Genomic DNA, 846 nt, shown 5'->3' on the forward strand with positions numbered 1-846 from the left:
TCCTCGCGGTCGCCCGGCCCCCCGGCCGGGGGCCCCCGGCGCCCCCCGCCCCCCCCCCCCCCCGGGGGGGGCGGCCGGGGCCGCCCCCCCCCCCCCCGCCCGTGGGGCCCCTCTCGCGCACGGCGGGCGGGTCTCCCCGGAGCGGCGAGGTCAGCGATCGGCGCTCCGGGACGCCCGGGGCCGCGATCAGTGGTGCCCTACGGCCTCCGTGGTCGAGGTCGATTACCTCGAAGCTGGACACTCAAAAATCTATGGTGGCCAGAGTAGACATTGGCTTCCGACATAGCTATGTTTTCTCTCGTACCCCAGAGAGAAAGCGGGCCTGGCAGAGACGAACTGCCGGCCGCAGTACATGCAGTCGCAAGGCGGTACGGCAGTGGAGTCTCGAAGCCAGGGTTGTTGCAGGACGGCGACGGGGCTGACGGCCGGACCGGGTGGCCCGCGGTGATCAGGGGCCGCCACAGTGGGACCGCCGCCATGGCGGAGGCGGTCCCCCACAGGGTGCAGTTCGCATCACCGACAGTTGGTCCCAGAAGAAGAGAACGGAGGAACCACGCCATCAGGATCGCCCGGGCGGATAGGTGAGTCCGGGTACCGCAGGACATCGATAGTGAGGTGGTCTCCGGTCACGCAACCGCGATCCCCGCACTCCCGACAGCAACCAGGTCGGGTCGGCGGACACAGAAGGCCGGCGCAGTATCAGGGCCGGCAGGTGGTGTAGTAGTTCCTTCGGGGCCCTGGTGCCGTACGGCACCAGGGCCCCACCACCCGTTCCGCACAGAGGTTCAAATTACAGCATAAGACACGTACCGCCCACACGACGACCACCACAACCCCCCCAAAACC

Source organism: Streptomyces sp. NPDC059695, from assembly GCF_042733785.1.
Classification (GTDB): Bacteria; Actinomycetota; Actinomycetes; order Streptomycetales; family Streptomycetaceae; genus Streptomyces.